The sequence below is a fragment of the Halopseudomonas pertucinogena genome (assembly GCF_014646575.1).
Taxonomy (GTDB): Bacteria; Pseudomonadota; Gammaproteobacteria; order Pseudomonadales; family Pseudomonadaceae; genus Halopseudomonas; species Halopseudomonas pertucinogena.
In genome coordinates this window covers 1053963-1070007 of sequence record NZ_BMNN01000001.1, presented here as the reverse complement: position 1 = coordinate 1070007, position 16045 = coordinate 1053963, and the positions used below count along the sequence as shown (strand labels likewise).

Genomic DNA, 16045 nt, shown 5'->3' with positions numbered 1-16045 from the left:
AACAATGGGGTTCATCGGCGTCCTGTCCTGACAAAAGGCAGGATTATAGGTCTCCGCCACCCCAGAGGATTGAGCTGGATCAATATCGGGTCAGATATTATCCATGCGCTATGGGCAGCCACCAGATCAGCAACAGCGGGATGAACAGGAAGGACAGCAGGGTCGAACAGATCACCAGGCTGGCGACTGTTTCAGGCGACCGGCCGGCCCGGACCGCAAACAGATAGTTGAATACCGCCACCGGCATCGCCGACTGCAGCACCAGCACGCCCTGGGCCAGCGGCGGCAGGTCCAGGGCCAGCGCAATGCCCCAACCGATGCCGGCACCGCAGAGCATTCGTGCGCCACCCAGCCACATGCCGCGGCCCACCTGCCTGATACGGATGCTGGCCAGCGATACACCCAGGGTCAGCAGCATCATCGGTATGCTCATAGCCCCGAGCAGGCCGACCGTGTTATCTATCCAGCGCGGCAGCTGCAGTTCGAACAGCACGACCACCAGTGCGATGGAAAGGCTGATGATCACCGGATTCAGCAACAGGCGGCGCCAGGACTGGGCTGCGCCGGAGAGCACCAGGCCGACGCTGAAGTGGCCTACGGAAAGCACGACGAAGAAGGCCACCGCCAGGGCCAGACCCGGCTCACCGAACGCGTACAGGCTGATGGGCAGCCCCATGTTGCCGGTGTTGGGAAACATGTAGGCCGGCACCAGCACCCGGGGGTCGGTGCCGATGGCGCGACTCAGCATCCAGCCGACGGCGGCCATCAGCGCGCAGATGACGACACAGGCCATAGCCATCTGGCCGAACAGGCCGAGGTCTACCTCGGCGCGGCTCAGTGTAGACAGCACCAGACAGGGCGTACTGACGTTGAGGACCAGGCGGGTGACGAAGTCTGTCGGATAGGGCTGCCCGGAGCGGGCCCAGCCGTAGCCGATACCAGCCACGATAAGAACGGGCGCCATGACTGCGAACAGCTCGACCAGCATGTGGACTCCTTGATGCAGGGTTAACGATCAGCCCAGCGAGCGGCTGCGCATGTATTCGTAGCCGCTGCGCGTCAGCAACACCAGATGCCGTGTAGCAGGATAGATCCGCCCGCTGCGCCTGAGCTCATCAATGAGCGCTGCATGCTCGTCGGCTGGGAGGTAATGGTAGTCCCTGCCCTCTTCCAGCTCGGCTTCGCAGGCCTTGAACCAGCGGAAGCTGCTGCCCTTGGGCAGACCGTTGAGCTCGTCAAGCTGACGCAGACTGAGTGTCTCGTCACCGGAATGGAAAATGGGCTCAACTGCAGACATTCTGATTCCCCGCCAACGTCAGGCTGCACACCTTACCAGAATCCGACCGTTTCCGGTCCGACAGCCGGATCGGGGCGCACTTTTCCGTGCCGCTCCGGTCTGAAACTCTGACGACTTCTCATGAGGAACACGACGATGGGCACAAGCAGGGTAATGGGTATCGTACTTCTGGTGGTGGGTCTGGTGTTGCTGTACTTCGGCTGGCAGGCGTCCCAATCGGTGGGCGACCAGATCACCGAAACCTTTACCGGGCGTTTCACCGACAGCACCATGTGGTTTCTGATCCTGGGTGCCGCCGCTGCGGTAGGCGGTTTGTTGCTGGCGGTGGTCAGACGCTGAAACGTGCTGCGTCTGTTCAGATGGCTGGTGCTGGCTGCATTGGCAGCTGCCGTTCTGCTCGGACGGCCATGGCAGTATCTGCCGCCGCAATGGAACCCCTGGGAGCCGCTTGCCGTCGATCATCCAATGACCCCGGTCACCCAATGGAAGCTCCAGCGATTGGGAGATGACGCCGAGCAATGCCAGGCGGTATTGGAGGCCGCTCCCGAAGGTGCGCTGGATTACACGCCGCTGAGGGACTATACGCCAGTGGAGGGTTGCCCACTGGTCAATGTGGTGCGCATAAGCCGCACCGATGTGGAATTCAACGCCAGCTTCACTGTTACCTGCCCTGTGGCGGTGGCCTGGGTGATGTACGAACGCCAGCAGTTGCAGCCGCTGGCGGCGTCGCTCCTTGGAAGCCGTCTGCAACAGGTCGAGCATTTCGGCAGCTTTGCCTGTCGCAACATCTACCACAGGGCTGATGCCAGGCGCAGTCAGCATGCATTGGCCAATGCCTTCGATGTAGCGGCCTTCAGGATGGCGGACGGGACCCGGATTTCAGTACTGAAGGACTGGAACAATGATACCGAGCCCGCCAAGTCGGAGTTTCTTCGGCAGGCACATTCACAGGCTTGCAGATACTTCCGCACCGTATTGGGGCCGGATTATAACCAGCCGCATGAAAACCATTTCCATCTTGAGGGAAGTGGTTTCGGCTTCTGCCGTTGAAGGCAGTTGATCCATATATATATAAAAGAAGGCCGGCCTCATTGAGACCGACCTTCTGTTTCAACGCCTGTTAATAGGGGCAGTTGCCACGGTATTCGGAAATATTGCGATCCGAAGTGTGGCTGGGGCCGCAGAGGAACTGGCTGTAACGGGTGTCTTCATCCAGGAAACGCTTCATCCAGGATACCCCCAGCCGGCCGAGCACGGCGTCGTTCAGGCCGCCCCCGTTGGCACAGTAGTGGCTGCCATTGTTGATCTCCACATAGGCCTTCTCAATGTCGCTGGGCAGACGGTTGTAGAGCGGCGAAGCATGTGAACGCACCGGTGCGATGAGATCGCTTTCACAGGCGAAGATCAGTGTCGGCGCCTGAGCACGACCGGCATAGGTGGTTACCGTATCCCAGGGCGCCAGCGGAATGGCAGCCTTGATGCGGCCCTCGCTGGCGACCCGGATGGTGCCGCCGCCGCCCATTGACCAGCCGATGACACCAAGACGATTGGTGTCGATCATGCCCTGCACCGGGCTGGTGCGACTGGTATTCTGCTCTACCAGATAGTCCAGCGCATTGTTGATCTGGCGTGCGCGGCTCGGCGGCTGGTCAAAGCCGGTATTGGTATCGATGGTCATCACCACGAAGCCATAGGACGCCAGCTTCGGCCCCCACCAGTCGATCGACGATTCGGCCGATACGAAGCCGGGAATGACCACTACCGCACCCATGGTGCCTTCCACCCCGGTCGGGTAGTGAATGGTACCGCCGCCAAACCCGCTGACCAGACTGGAAACACGACTGGTACGGGTGCTGTACGGCCCGCTCCGTGCCTCCAGGAAGGAAACGGTCGGATCCGGGCCGCGTGCGTAGGGTGAGTCGCCGCCAGGTGGCGGATCAACCGGCGGGTTGTTTGCCATGGCAGCAGAGGACAGCAGAAGTGCACCAGCCGCCAATACGGAGGCCAGGGACTTGGGCAGGAAGGTATTAATCATTATTACTCCAGATTGTTAGTTTTATTTTTTGGTGTACGCATCTCGCGGACGTCAGGAGTATTTTGCCCATTCATGGTAACGTCAATGCCGTCCGGGCAAGTTCACCCGCACGGGTTATCTGTTTTAATCGACAGCTCACGCTTATGTGTTAATGGCCATTTACAACTGAAAGAGTAGTTGAATATAAGGACATATATGGAATGCACAGCACTGTTCAATCCGCCGGCCAGCCGCTCGGCCATGACACTGCCAGCGAAGCCGGCGCCGACAATCAGATAATCAAAGCTCCGGGCTCTTACATCAGGCATCGGCTTTTCGCTTCCCACAGGCTGTACCACCGGTAAAGACAAGCTGCGCCCTGCGCAGCAGCACGCGGCATGAATTGACGCATGGAGGGCCTTCAGCAGATGATGCGCCCCTGATCAGAAAACAGGTGTGGTACATGTTTGAAAATATCGATTGGCTTCCCGACAACTTTGTCATCTCGGACGCAGTGCTGAGCCTGCTGGCCAGCTCTGTGATCCTGATCGTGGTGGTGATGGTGCTGCGTGCGCTGGCCGCCCGCTTCATCCTCCGTACTGTTCAATCGCCGGAATTGCGGGGCAAGTGGCTGATCAACTCGCGCAACGGCTTTCTGCTGCTCATGCTGCTCGGTCTGGTGATGATCTGGGGCGAGGAGCTGCGCACCCTGGCCCTGTCCATCGTCGCCATCGCGGTGGCCTTCGTGGTGGCGACCAAGGAGCTGATCCTGTGCGTTACCGGCTCGATCCTGAAGAGCGGGTCACGTTCCTTCGCGCTGGGAGACCGCATTCAGGTCAAGGAGCTGCGCGGTGACGTGATCGACCAGACGCTACTGGCCACCACCATTCTCGAGGTGGGCCCGGGCAAGCACCTGCATCAGCGCACCGGCCGGCGCATCGTCATTCCCAACGCCCTCTTCGTCTCCGAGCCGGTGGTCAACGAGAGCTTCACCACCCATTACGACTTCCATGTATTCACCGTACCGTTCAAACGGGAGGAGAACTGGCAGCTGGCGCAGACCGCACTGCTGGAAGCCGCGAACCGGCACTGCGCCCCCTATCTGGAGCTGGTGCGGCGCTACATGAGCAAGCTCGGCAATCAGCGCGGCCTGATGATGCCTACCGTCGAGCCAAGGGTCACTCTTCAGGTGCCGGTGGCAGGCGAGATCCACCTGACCGTACGGCTGCCGGTCAAGGTCGGCGAGCGTAACTTCATCGAGCAGAACATTCTCAACGAAGTGTTTTCCCAGAACGACTTCTCCCCCGAGAGTCGGAAGAAGGCAACGGCGGCGGCCGCTGCTGTCGGTCAGAGCGGGGAGTAATCATGTACAAGTATGTTCTGGTCATCCATATTCTCGCCGCCACGGTCTGGACCGGCGGCCATCTGGTGCTCGCGCTGGCCTTACTGCCCCGGATCCTGCGCGAGGGATCGGTCGAGGGGCTGCTGGCGTTCGAAGGTGCCTATGAAAAATGGGGTATGTCGGCCCTGATCATCCAGGTAGTGTCCGGCCTCTGGCTTGCCTGGTTCCGCCTGCCCGATGTGGCTGCCTGGCTTGCCGCGGACAGTTTCGTTGCCCGTCTCATCCTGCTCAAGCTGCTTCTGCTCGGCCTTACCCTGGCGGTCGCCATCGATGCCCGCTTGCGGATCATTCCACATCTGTCGGTGCAGACGCTCCCGGCCATGGCCCGGCGGGTCCGTCTGGTAACCCTGCTGGGGGTGGCTTTTGTGGTGGTGGGCACCAGTTTCCGTACGGGGCCCTGGTGGTAGCCCTGGCTCATATCTGGAAAGGAGGCACCGCGGGTGATATGATTTGATTCCATTCGATTGAATCCAAATCATTAGCCATGCAACCACTTTCCCCTCGGGACCGGTTCGGTATCCGGTTCTCCATGTTGTCGCGCCTGTGGCGCCGGACCATCGACCAGCAGATGGCCGCTGTCGGCCTGGCTGATATCAGTTGGTCGCCATTGATCCACCTCGCCGAATCCGGCGATGGGGTCAGTCAGAAGGATCTGGCCTCGCTGGTCGGCATCGACGGCTCCAGCCTGGTGCGCCTGCTCGATACACTGGAGGCGCGCGGTCATGTTCAGCGCTGCACCGCCCCGGATGATCGACGGGTCAAGCTGGTCATGCTTACCGAAGCAGGCAAGGCGGCGGTCATCGATATCCGCCGCCATCTTCTCGCCATTGAGCACGAGATGCTGGCAGAGCTCGATGATGCCGAGCTGAGCCGGATGCTCGACGCTCTCGAACGCATTCAGCAGCGTATCGGCATGCTCGGTCAAAGCGGCCCGTGATGACTGAGCCCGTGACCTCCCGACTGGCCCGGCTGGGCTTCGATGTACCCAGGCTGGGCTTTGGCCTGCGTACCGCCCTCGCCTCCTGCCTGGCACTGGTACTGGCATGGCTCATGGGCCTGGAACACCCCCAGTGGTCGGCCATGACGGTCTGGGCGGTGTCCCAGCCGGTGCGAGGAATGCTGGTGGAGAAGAGCCTGTTCCGGGCGCTGGGCACGGTAGTGGGGACCCTCTTCGGCGTGCTGCTGGTGCTGATCGCCGGAAACAATCTGCCGCTGATGGTCGTCAGCCTGGCACTGTGGATCGGCCTGTGCGTGGGCATCGGCAACCTGCTCAGCGGCCTGATCTCCTACGGGGCCCTGCTGTCCGGTTATTCAGCGACCATGGTGGCCCTGCTCAATACCCAGCAGCCGGCCGGGCAGATCTTCGCGCTGGGCGGCGACCGTCTTCTGACGGTGATGGCCGGTGTGGTGGTCGGGCTGGTGGTCGGCCTGATCTTTACGCCGCGCGACGCGGAGGATCAGCTTGCCGGGCGGGTCCGGCGCACCACCAGCGACATACTCCGCGCCATGGCCGCCGCCTTTGCCGGCCACAGCAGCGAAACCCGCACCGAGGCGGCACATCGTCTGCTGGCGGACATCGCCGGCACGGAGCAGCTGTTTGATACCCGTGCGGCCGGGTCGCTGCGCAGCCACCGCAGCATCCGTGCGCTGCGGGCGCTGGTCCAGGCACAGGTGGCTGCCACCTACTGGATCAGGACGGCCCACAACCTGCCGGAGGACAGGGCCTTGGGGGATGTTCTGACGATGGCCGCCGCGCGCCTGGAGGAGAACGCACCGGGGGAGCAGGTGCTGAGGTCATTGGAAGCCGCCCTGGCGCAGTGCCCGGAGCAATCCACAGCGACCGTACTGCGCCAGTTGCTGGACAGCCAGCGGGAGCATCTGGCGACAGAGGGCGAGCATTCCGGTCTGGCATCCATCCGCAACCGGGTAGTACTGCACCGGGACTGGGTCGGCGCACGGCACGCCTCATTGCGGGCCACCGGCCTGCTGCTGCTGATCGGAGCCGTCTGGATCGTCACCGGGTGGTCGGTAGGTGCCTATGTGATGCTCGGCGCCTCGGTAATGATCACGCTGTTCTCTACCTTCGAGACGCCGTCCCGCATCATGGGTCATATCTTCATCTGGCAGGCCATCGCCGCGGTGGCTGCGCTGTCGTGCCATTGGTTGTTGTGGCCTCTGGCAACGGCGGAGTGGCAACTGATCGCCCTGCTGAGTCCTTTTATATTGGCTATAGTGCCGTTCTTCGCTCATCCGAGGGTGGCCAGTGGTTCCATGGACTATGTCATGGCGCTGTTGCTGCTGTCCCACCCGGTATTGCCTCTTGAGCGCAGCTTTGCTGACTCGGTGGCGATTGCCGCCGCAGTGGTATCCGGCCCGCTGCTGGCGTACCTCGCGTTTCGCCTCATATGGCCGGCGGATGCACGCCGCCGGCGACGTCACCTGACCGGGATGATGCTCAACGAGATCAGCGAGATGGCCGGCAACCCGCTGGCACCGGTGCGGCATCAGATCTGGCGCGCTCGGCTGCATCATCGCCTGCTGAAACTCATCCAGAGTGTCAGCCGCAGCGCTGAATCGCTGCAACCGGTCACCAGTGGTGGGCTGGCGGTGCTGGCGGTGGGCGACGCCATCCAGCAGATGCACATGCTGACGCAGAATCAGCACCAGCCGCCCCGGCTGCGTCGCCGGACCACGCTGGCGCTGAAGCGCCTCCAGCAGCTGCGGCATGCGCCCCTGGCGGCCGCACGCAGCCTGCAGCGGCTGGCTGATCGCCTGCAGCAGGACCACCACCCTGCCGCCTGGGATGTCGAGAACGCCGCCCGGGCCATCAGCCTCAACGCCGAGTTCTTCAAGCACCCTGAGTAGGCCACCCGCTGTTGTGCCTTGTCCCTGCGCCGCCCCGTCTATCCTTACGTCAGGTGCATCAGCGAGGCAGCAAGCATGACCGGTGGATTGACCCGCGCGCTGCGCGTTCTATTGAGTTCCTATGTGGCCACCGGGGTATCCGCCGGCGTCGGATTGGCGCTCATCGCCGGAACGGCCTGGCTGCTGCTGGGGCAGTATGCTGCGTCCGTGGTAGCGGTGGGCGCCATCATCTGTGTTCCGCCGGATCATGCCATGCCTCGACGGGGCAAGCTCGGCAGCCTGCTGCCGGCAGCGGTGCTCGGCCTGCCGCTGTTTGCCGGAGTGCAGCTGCTGCAGGATCAGCCGTTGCATCTGGGCATGCTGCTGGTGCCGGCGACCTTCTTCGCTTTCCTCGCCGGCGCCTGGGGCGCGCGCGGATTGCCGGTGGTGATTTCGATCATGTTCGCCATGACCTTTTCCATGGCTGTACCCGGGCATCTCAACGACGGCAGCCTGCTTGCCACCTGCCTTTACTTCGGCAGCGGGTCCCTCATCTACGTGATCTATGCCACGGTCTCCAACGCCTTGCTCAATGGGCGCTACCGCAGCCAGCTGCTTGCCCAGTCGATGCTGGCGCTGAGCCGGCTCATGCGCACCCAGGCCGACCGATTCGACACCACCACCGATACTCCGCCCATCGGCGAGCTGATGCAGAAGCAGGCGCTGCTTGCAGAACAGCTGCAGGCAGCCCGTGACCTGCTGCTGGAGTCGCCACGTACCCCTCGGCGCCAGCAACTGGCAGCGATGCTGATCAATATCCTGGAGATTCGCGATCACCTGCTGGCAAGTGAACTGGATCTGGACCTGGTCAGATCCCATCCAGAGGCGCAGGCCGTGCTGGTAGAGATGCACGCTCTGCTTGACCTGATGGCTGATGAGCTGGATCGCCACGCCGATGACCTCCTGTTCTTCCGCCGCAGCGCGCCGCTGACCGACTGGCGTCCGGCGCTGGCGGCGCTCAACCGTATGCCCCAGGTCCAGGGCCGTGCGCTGCCGGAACAGGGCCCTTCCCTGACCACCCTGCTGCGCGGCCTGACCAACCGGGTCGGCCTGATCAACGACGAGATCCTGCGGGTCAACCGGCTGGCCCGCGGCAAGGTCGAACCGGACCTGACTGCGGTGCGCACCGCGTGGAAGCTCTTCGTGAGTCCCACCAGCTGGTCGCTGCGCCCGGCGCTGGTGCTGTGGCGCTGGGATGCGCCGCCCCTGCGCCATGCGATCCGGGCCGCGCTGGCGGTGGGTGCCGGCTACGGCCTGTCGCTGGCGATGCCCTGGGCAACACATGGCTACTGGATTCTGGTCACCATCGTGGTGGTGCTGCGCGGGAGCCTGGCGCACACGCTGGAGCGGCGTAACAGCCGGGTCGCGGGCACCATTCTGGGCAGCCTGCTGGCGGGGGCAATCCTGGCTACCCAGGCGCCTACGCTGGTGCTGCTGGTCATCGTGCCGCTGGCCCAGGCTGTCTCCCATTCCTTCGCCATCAAGCGCTATATCGTTACCGCAGTATCCGCCACGGTGCTGAGCCTGGTGCAGGCGCACCTCATCAGCGCCGCAGATGCCACCATGTTCAATGTTCCGGAGCGCATCGCTGATACGATTATCGGCGTGGGCATAGCCTGGGCCTTCAGTTATGTGCTGCCCTCCTGGGAGCGAAGCCAGATCCCCTCCCTGGTCAATCGCGCCCTGCAGGCACAGGCCCGGCATGCGCAGATTGCCCTCAGTCTCGGCCAGTTCACCGCAGTGGATGACGAGCCGGAGCTCGAATGGCGGCTCGCCCGCAAGGAGGCCTACGACAGCCTTTCCGCACTGGTACTGGCGACCCGGCGCTCTCTGGTCGAGCCCCGTGCGGTCCGGCCAGCCCTCGAGCCGCTGGAACAGTTGCTCAGCCACGGCTATCAGCTGCTGGCCCAGCTGACCACGGTAAAGACCATGCTGCTGATGCGCCGGGATGAAGATCAATCCGATATTCGACCGGCACTGCGGTTCGCCGCCGAAGAGATCAGCGGGGCCCTGCGCAATGAGGACAGCGGGGAGGAAAGCCCGCCCTTCGTGAGAGTGGAGTGGGGAAATGAAGAGGAATTCAGCGACCCCTTCGTGTACGACCTGAGGCCCTGGATATTACGCCGCCTGAGCCTGGCTCAGGAACTTGCGGACAGCATGCGGCTGGATGCCAACGCAGTGCTGAAGCCCGTCGGGGAACCGGACGGCTCCCCGGGACCGGGTTGAGATCAGACCAGTTCGGAACCGTTGCGCTTGGCTTCACGCACGTCGCGCAGTACCGCGCCAACGATCAGGCCGAGCATGATCAGGGTCAGAACGGGCCAGAACAGGATGTAGCTACCATAGATCAGAGTTTGCATGTGATGCTCCTTTATCGGATGCAGCCCGCGCTGCGGGCCGCATGTACCCTCAATGGGCAGTCAATGTACCTTCCAGCTTTTCGTCGTCCGACGGCTTGTTGTAGTCGCTGACGCGTTGCTGAATGGTGTCGAAATCAAAACGCTCCTTGCTCGCCAGGCTGATCGCCATGCACACCAGGGTGCTGACGCCATAGGCAGTGAGAGAGGAGAGCAGCACGGTGTACTCGCGCAGCTGACCAAGGCCGATCCAGCCGATCACGGCCGTGCCGATGAGGAACGCAATCAGCCCCACCCGCTTGCCGAAGAATCCGAAGGCCATCAGCCCTGCAACCACGCCCGCACCGATGGCGGCGAGCAGTTCAATACCTGCGGCCAGCACGCCCGTCATGGGCAGCAGCTCGAAACGCACCACACAGAACACCAGCAGCGCTGCAGCCACCGCCCAGGTGAAGGCCGCGTTGGTGACCCTGTCCCAGAAGCAGCTGGCAATGACCGGGAACACGATCGCTCCCCACAGTGCGCCGACGAATACCAGCATCACCAGGATGTCGAAGGACATGCTCGCCAGGATCATGCCGAGCACAGTGGCGACGATCATGGTGGTGCGGCCGATGATCAGCATCTTTTTGGGATCGGCCTTGTTTCGGGCGATGTTCTTCCCATACACATCCGCCATCATGATGGCGGACAGCGCCGACAGATCCGAGTCCGCCGTGGAAGACAGCGAGCCGATCACCAGAATGAAGAACAGGCCGATGAAGAAGGGCGGCAGGTACGTCGATACCATCTGCGGGATCAGGTTGTTCATGTTGCCGTCCAGCGGCTGGATGCCGACGGCCAGAGCCATGAGCCCGATCATGCCCAGACCGATCACGATCGCACCGTAACTGATGGTGGCCGTGATGAAGGTTGGCTTGATATGCGCCTCGTTCACGGCGAACAGACGCTGGGAAATGGTCTGGTTACCGATGGCATAGGCCAGCACCGCAACAAAATAGGGTGCACCCTGATGGAGGAAGGCCTCCTTCGAGAACAGATTGGCCTGCTCGCTTGTCAGGTTGGACAGATTGCCCACCACGACCGAGGGGCCACCCATGGCGAACAGCACCGCAGGAATAATCACCACGGCGATCGCCATCATCGCGATCAACTGCCCGAAATCGGTGAATACCGACGCGCGGAATCCGGAATAGAAGGTGTAGCTGAGCACACCGAGTCCCGCGATGACGATACCCGCCTGGAACGACAACGGCGACAGCACCGATACCAGCGCACCCGCTGCCGTCAGGTTGACCATCAGGCTGATGACCGAGCCCAGCAGGTTGGAGAACGCCAGAATCAGCTGACTCGAGGCACCATGACGGGCATGGATCACCTCACCGAGGGTAGCGGCGTTGGGTGCCAGTTCGCGGAAGCGGCGGCCGAACGGGTAGATGAACAGGATCATCAGCGCACCCCAGAAACCGTAATGCAGGGGCCCGGATACACCGTAGGTGTAACCCGAGGTGGCCGCCGCATAGAAGGAGGCCGCCCAGATCCAGGTGGCCGTCATGCTGGCGGCCCCCATGCCGTAGCCGATGCGGTGGTTGGAAATCATGAAACCGTCTGCATCGTTGGCGTCCTGCTTGATGCGTCTGGACAGCAGAAAGGTACCGCCGTAGAAAGCAAGCATCAACAGCAGAACTGTCGTAGTGGAAAACTGAAATAATTCGGAATTCACGGAATCGCCTATTCAATATTGTTTTGCGCACGAAGCATTATGACCCCATGCAAAGGGGGATGTACGTGCGGTCTGGGATTGAAAAAAGTGCCGGAAATGCCATGACAGCATGCGTCGGCTGGACCGGGTGAGCGCCGAAGGCGCACAGGCGGAGTCAGGCTATGTGTAGCCTCTGTAGGAAGAATGGTTGCGAATTATTGTTTTGTGGCTGATCGGTGCACTGAATGCGCCATTCAGGTGTTTTGAAATGAACATGGGTTGGCTCTCCGACCGTACTTTCCTGCCGCTCGCCGGCGGCCGCTGTACTACTCCTGAAAAAACGGATGTGAATACGTTGGGTTAAATATGGTCGACAAGGTTACAGCTCTAACAGTATTTAAGCAAACCCCCGGACCGCTGAATGGACACCCCGCACACGCCATGCTATGGTCGCCCACCTTCCGATTCAGCCCCTTGCCCTGTCTGGCAAGCCCGGTATTCACGAGGTTCAATCATGAGCGCGCTGCCCCATTGCCCTGCCTGCAATTCGGAATACACCTATGAAGACGGTATCCAGTATGTATGCCCGGAGTGCGCCCACGAATGGGCGAAAGATGGCAGCGCCAGGGCCACTGCAGATGAGCCGGTGATCAAGGATGCCCACGGTAACGTATTGCAGGACGGCGACACCGTTACCGTGATCAAGGACCTGAAGGTCAAGGGCTCCTCATCGGTGGTCAAGGTGGGTACCAAGGTGAAGAACATCCGCCTGGTCGGTGGGGATCACGACATTGATTGCAGAATTGACGGCATCGGAGCAATGAAGCTCAAGTCGGAATTCGTCAAGAAGAGCTAGTACGGGCGCAAATCAGTAGTTCAGGATCAGGGTCGCACCCCAGGCCACGATCATGGATGCAATGATTACCAGGCTGATGGGCCGGCGCAGCCGGATATACCAAGCCGGGGCCAATCCCTCTCTGACCGCCCAGATGTCAGCGAAGTACAGCGTTCCGAAGGCAAAGAAGAACACCGGGATTGCGAAGTTCGTCGGCAGGCTCAGGGCAAACCATCCCAGCAGCGGAGGGATGACCGACAGCCCCAGCTGCATCGGGGCCCGCTCGCTGCCCTCCTCGGCACGCATCGCCAGCCCCCAGTGAATGGCCCCCATGAAGGCCAGTATCACCGCCGCGAATGCAAGAAACTCCCGCATTACCCATTCGCGCCACGCTTCGGGTGTGAGCCAGAGGCCGAGGGCACCGGTAACAAAGGGCAGCAACCCGGCCAGGGCGATACCTACCGCCAGGCCGGGTGGACGTGTCGCATTGAAAGGATGCATCGCAGTTCCCTGGCTGATTGATCAACGCAAAGGTTACCGTTCCTGCGGCCTGCCAGGCAAGCTCGCCAGACTGGTCGGTCGCGGCGGCCTGCGGCGCGGGAGTACCCGCAGCAGCGCTGCCAGCCGCTTCGCCAATAGCCGGCTGGCGTGAGAGGCATCGCTCCCGGTCGGGCTGGCGTAGGTCAGCTCCACATAAGTGTCCATGAAGGCCGATATCTCTTCCTGCTGTCGCGGTAATGCCTCGACCAGTCTCGCCTGCCAGGCCCGCGGCCCCTCACCGGTACGGGCCTGCAGCTGCAATCGTGCAAGGCGCCGGTTGAGCTTCTGCCAGGCCCGCTGTCGGTAGCCCGTCGGGCGACGGGCCGGGCGCAGGATCCACCAGGCCACCGGCACCATGCAGAGCAACAGCGCGCCCAGGGAAATGAGCCCTATGCGCTGCCAGTCTGCGGTACCCAGCCAGCGGCGGAAGAAGTCCATCTGCCGGTCGCTCTGGTAACCCAGCACCCGCAGCTGCCACTGATAGTTCACATCATCCCAGAACAGCCGGGCGCTGTTGATCCAGCCGATATTGCGATAACGCACCGCCGAAAGCGGCGAATCCTCCAGAAAGCTGCCTTCTCCCTGCAGCGCCGACTGAAGGCCATCCTCGATCCGCTCCGGAGCCACCTGAAAGGTCGGATCAAAGGACACCCAGCCCTGCCCGGGCAACCAGGCTTCCACCCAGGCGTGAGCATCGAACTGATGCACCAGCACGTAGTTGCCGCGCGGGTTCACTTCGCCTCCCTGATAGCCGGCCACCACCCGCGATGGAATACCCGCAGCGCGCAACAGGAAGGTCATGGCACCGGCATAATGAGCGCAGAAACCGCGGCGGGTATCGAACAGGAACTCGTCAATGCTGTGCCTGCCCAGGGTCGGCGGGCGCAGGGTGTAATGGAAGGGCTCGTGGTTGAAGTAACGCAGCAGCGCCCCGATCAGATCGGCATCCTGCGGATACTGCCGACGCAGTTCCGCGGCAAAGGTTCGGCTGCGGGGGTCGAAACCCTCCGGCAGCTGCAGAAACATCCGCCTCTGCAGCGGGTCGAGCCCCCCGGCCTGCAACAGGCTGTCGGGGCGGGAGGTGGCGCGATAGGCAATGCCCTGACTCAGCGGTCGGCGGGCCTGGAGCATGAAGTCGCTGTTGAGCAGCAGACGCTCGTCGTCGCTGTCGGCGCCCCGCAGGCTGAAGACCCAGGGTTGATGACTGGCGCCGGTGATGATCTGGTAGCGCAGAGGCTCACCCCGGGGCTCCCAGTTTGCGGCGGCCCCGCCACCCACGGCCGAACGACTCCAGCTGTGGCCATCAAACTGCGTCAGGGTCAGGGCGCGCCAGTACAGGGTCGCCTGCGCCGGCAACGCACCGTCGAAGGCGGCACGAAAGACCAGATCGCCGGACCGGGCCAGGTCCGCCACATCCCCCGGAGCCATGCTTTCGGCCAGGCCGGTGCGTGCCTGTCCGCCGGGGGCGTTCACTGCCCATAATGGCCCCAGCCGCGGGAACAGCATGAACAGCACCAGCATCAGCGGTACGGCCTGCAGCAGCATGACCCCCGCGGTACGCATGGCGCGGGCCGGGTCGTTGCGGCTCTGGGTCTGCTGCAGGCCAACCAGCGCCGCCACCAGTATCAGCAGCGAGAAGCACTGATATACCGCGAGCGGGATGCCCTGATTGAACAGGAAGGCCGTTGCGACGATGAAAAATCCCAGGTAGATAACCACCAGTGCGTCCCGGGGTTTGCGCATCTCCAGCAGTTTGAGCATGAACAGCAACAACAGCAGCATCACTGCCGCATCCAGCCCTATCAGCGTTCCCTGGGCAACGAATACGCCCAGGGTGACCGCCGCCAGGGCCACGATCTGCATCAGCAATCCGGGATAATGCCAGCGCATGCGCTGTATCTGGACCCGCCATAACGCACACCCGATCCATACCCCCGCCACCCACAGGGGCAGGCGCGGCAGATGGGGTACCAGGACGACGACCTGTGCGGTCAGCAACCAGACCAGCGCATTGCGCGGGATCAATGCATGCGCCGTATTCATTCCGCCACTCCATACAACGCCAGCGCACGCAGGCAGACATCCCGGTGCGACTCTCCGGTGGCAGGCTGGATGCGCACCCCCGGCAGCTCCAGACCGTAGGGCTGGCGTTGCTGTTCCAGCTGCAGGATCCAGCCGGCCAGGCAGCCCAGCTGCTGATCGAGATTCAGGCCAGGGGCCTGGCTCAGGGTCAGCCAGCGACTGTCATGCTGCGGCTCGGCAAAAACCTTGCTGTGCAGCCCCTGGCCTCGAGACCAGGCGCGCCAGTCCAGTCGCCGCCGGGAGTCGCCGGGCTGATATTCACGCAACCCCTGAAAGTCGTCCACCCCTTCCACCAGAAACTGATCGCCCCCCCCTTCACCGTGCCCGCGCATCGCGGGCAGAGGCAGTCTGATCGGCTTTGGATATATCAGTACCCGCCAGTCCAGGTCCACCAGACTCCAGGCCACAAACCAGCCCAACGGATAGCGGGTCTCGACCCGCAGCCGCGCCGGCCGCATCCAGCCGCGCTGTTCAGCCGGATGGTAGAGCGTCAGATTGGTGCTCAGCCCCGCCGCCACATCGGTACGCTGCGGCAGGCTGTCCGACCAGCTCAGCACGATAGCCTGGTGCTCCCGGCGCTCCGAGACCAGTGTCAGCCCGAAGCGGGCGTCCTCCCCGCAGAAGACCGGAGGACTGCCACCGGCATGCAGTTCCAGCCCGGCGAGATTGCGGTAGGTATGATGCAGCCCGACCCAGAACAGACTGCCAAGGGTAAATACCACCGCGTAGACCAGACTGTTCTGATAGTTGATCGCGCCGATCAGCATGATCGCCAGCAGTATCAGCAATCCCATGCCGGCCCGCGTCGGCATGATGAAGATCCGTCGATGGTTCAGACGCACCTGGCTGGCAGCAGGGATGCGTTGCTTCAGCCAGCGCTGGAACATCCCGCTGGTCTGTCCGGCCATGCGG

The 16045-nt window shown here is 62.6% G+C and carries 16 protein-coding genes; 8 read left to right on the top strand and 8 right to left on the bottom strand.

Annotated features, from left to right (window positions below):
- Window positions 1–97 precede the first annotated feature (97 nt).
- The gene (locus IEW63_RS05110; RefSeq protein WP_188635466.1) at window positions 98–988 is read right to left on the bottom strand and encodes an AEC family transporter; all 891 of its coding nucleotides are present in this window, start codon (window positions 986–988) and stop codon (window positions 98–100) included.
- A gap of 27 nt (window positions 989–1015) precedes the next feature.
- Window positions 1016–1297: a hypothetical protein gene (locus IEW63_RS05105; protein ID WP_188635465.1), complete on the bottom strand. Its 282-nt coding sequence runs from the start codon at window positions 1295–1297 to the stop codon at window positions 1016–1018.
- A 153-nt stretch (window positions 1298–1450) separates the two neighbouring features.
- Here IEW63_RS05105 and IEW63_RS05100 point away from each other — a divergent pair, with 153 nt between their 5' ends.
- Complete coding sequence (locus IEW63_RS05100; RefSeq protein ID WP_229710324.1) at window positions 1451–1636, top strand: DUF3185 family protein; 186 nt, start codon at window positions 1451–1453, stop codon at window positions 1634–1636.
- Between the two features lie 3 nt (window positions 1637–1639).
- On the top strand, window positions 1640–2347 hold the full coding sequence (locus IEW63_RS05095) for an extensin-like domain-containing protein (RefSeq protein ID WP_229710323.1): 708 nt from the start codon (window positions 1640–1642) through the stop codon (window positions 2345–2347).
- Between the two features lie 70 nt (window positions 2348–2417).
- Here the strand turns inward: IEW63_RS05095 and IEW63_RS05090 are convergent, their stop codons facing one another.
- Window positions 2418–3332 carry an alpha/beta hydrolase family protein gene (locus tag IEW63_RS05090; RefSeq protein WP_188635463.1) on the bottom strand — a complete coding sequence of 305 codons (915 nt, stop codon included), beginning with the start codon at window positions 3330–3332 and terminating at the stop codon, window positions 2418–2420.
- Between the two features lie 442 nt (window positions 3333–3774).
- Here IEW63_RS05090 and IEW63_RS05085 point away from each other — a divergent pair, with 442 nt between their 5' ends.
- The 5 genes from IEW63_RS05085 to IEW63_RS05065 all read left to right on the top strand — a co-directional run bounded on the left by IEW63_RS05085 (window position 3775) and on the right by IEW63_RS05065 (window position 9843).
- Window positions 3775–4674, top strand: a complete 900-nt coding sequence (locus tag IEW63_RS05085; RefSeq protein WP_188635462.1) for a mechanosensitive ion channel domain-containing protein — start codon at window positions 3775–3777, stop codon at window positions 4672–4674.
- A 2-nt stretch (window positions 4675–4676) separates the two neighbouring features.
- Window positions 4677–5120: a CopD family protein gene (locus tag IEW63_RS05080; RefSeq protein ID WP_188635461.1), complete on the top strand. Its 444-nt coding sequence runs from the start codon at window positions 4677–4679 to the stop codon at window positions 5118–5120.
- A gap of 77 nt (window positions 5121–5197) precedes the next feature.
- The gene (locus IEW63_RS05075; RefSeq protein ID WP_188635460.1) at window positions 5198–5650 is read left to right on the top strand and encodes a MarR family winged helix-turn-helix transcriptional regulator; all 453 of its coding nucleotides are present in this window, start codon (window positions 5198–5200) and stop codon (window positions 5648–5650) included.
- On the top strand, window positions 5650–7578 hold the full coding sequence (locus IEW63_RS05070; protein WP_188635459.1) for an FUSC family protein: 1929 nt from the start codon (window positions 5650–5652) through the stop codon (window positions 7576–7578). Before IEW63_RS05075 ends, IEW63_RS05070 begins: the two co-directional genes overlap by 1 nt.
- A gap of 75 nt (window positions 7579–7653) precedes the next feature.
- Entirely contained in the window at window positions 7654–9843 is a 2190-nt protein-coding gene (locus tag IEW63_RS05065; protein WP_188635458.1) for an FUSC family protein, read from the top strand.
- A gap of 2 nt (window positions 9844–9845) precedes the next feature.
- Here the strand turns inward: IEW63_RS05065 and IEW63_RS14620 are convergent, their stop codons facing one another.
- Both IEW63_RS14620 and IEW63_RS05060 read right to left on the bottom strand, forming a co-directional pair.
- Entirely contained in the window at window positions 9846–9977 is a 132-nt protein-coding gene (locus tag IEW63_RS14620) for a putative transporter small subunit (RefSeq protein ID WP_229710321.1), read from the bottom strand.
- Between the two features lie 49 nt (window positions 9978–10026).
- Window positions 10027–11697: a sodium:solute symporter family protein gene (locus tag IEW63_RS05060; RefSeq protein WP_188635457.1), complete on the bottom strand. Its 1671-nt coding sequence runs from the start codon at window positions 11695–11697 to the stop codon at window positions 10027–10029.
- 493 nt (window positions 11698–12190) lie between these two features.
- On the opposite strand from IEW63_RS05060, the gene IEW63_RS05055 reads away from it, so the two are divergent.
- Window positions 12191–12532 carry a zinc ribbon domain-containing protein YjdM gene (locus tag IEW63_RS05055; RefSeq protein ID WP_188635456.1) on the top strand — a complete coding sequence of 114 codons (342 nt, stop codon included), beginning with the start codon at window positions 12191–12193 and terminating at the stop codon, window positions 12530–12532.
- Between the two features lie 12 nt (window positions 12533–12544).
- Here IEW63_RS05055 and IEW63_RS05050 read toward each other — a convergent pair whose 3' ends face one another.
- From IEW63_RS05050 to IEW63_RS05040, 3 genes are read right to left on the bottom strand one after another with little or no spacing between them, the layout of a single operon-like run.
- Window positions 12545–13012: a DUF3429 domain-containing protein gene (locus tag IEW63_RS05050; RefSeq protein WP_188635455.1), complete on the bottom strand. Its 468-nt coding sequence runs from the start codon at window positions 13010–13012 to the stop codon at window positions 12545–12547.
- A gap of 33 nt (window positions 13013–13045) precedes the next feature.
- Window positions 13046–15094 (bottom strand): transglutaminase TgpA family protein, encoded by a 2049-nt coding sequence (locus tag IEW63_RS05045; protein WP_188635454.1) that lies wholly within the window; start codon window positions 15092–15094, stop codon window positions 13046–13048.
- The gene (locus IEW63_RS05040; protein WP_188635453.1) at window positions 15091–16041 is read right to left on the bottom strand and encodes a DUF58 domain-containing protein; all 951 of its coding nucleotides are present in this window, start codon (window positions 16039–16041) and stop codon (window positions 15091–15093) included. The genes IEW63_RS05045 and IEW63_RS05040 overlap by 4 nt, the downstream gene beginning before the upstream one ends.
- Window positions 16042–16045: the final 4 nt, after the last annotated feature.